General features: G+C 57.5%; 1 protein-coding gene. It reads right to left on the reverse strand.

Going from position 1 to position 254, the window contains the following annotated elements:
• The coding region (locus KVT27_RS25435) for a hypothetical protein (RefSeq protein WP_217582253.1) at positions 1-194 on the reverse strand (194 nt) is incomplete at its 3' end.
• Between the last annotated feature and the right edge of the window lie 60 nt (positions 195-254).

Genomic DNA, 254 nt, shown 5'->3' on the forward strand with positions numbered 1-254 from the left:
CTAGGTGCGGCCGTGCTGCCAACTGAATCCTTAGAGGGCGGAGGTCCTGAAGGAAGTCCGGCTGTATAGGCAGTGATGCGCTCTCTAAATTCAGAAGCGGCCTCCGTATGCCCGGCTTGGCGAGCTTTCATCTCCTGATTGTTCCAATAAGCTGCAATATCCAGCTGCTTGGGCCGTGCAGAGACGCCAGACACAGAGGGAAGAGTCCGCTCGGAGGCTAATGCAGGCAACGTCGGCTCATTCACGTCCGCGTT

Origin of the sequence: Lysinibacillus sp. GbtcB16 (genome assembly GCF_019091145.1) — a bacterium.
In the GTDB taxonomy this organism is placed as follows: Bacteria; Bacillota; Bacilli; order Bacillales_A; family Planococcaceae; genus Lysinibacillus; species Lysinibacillus fusiformis.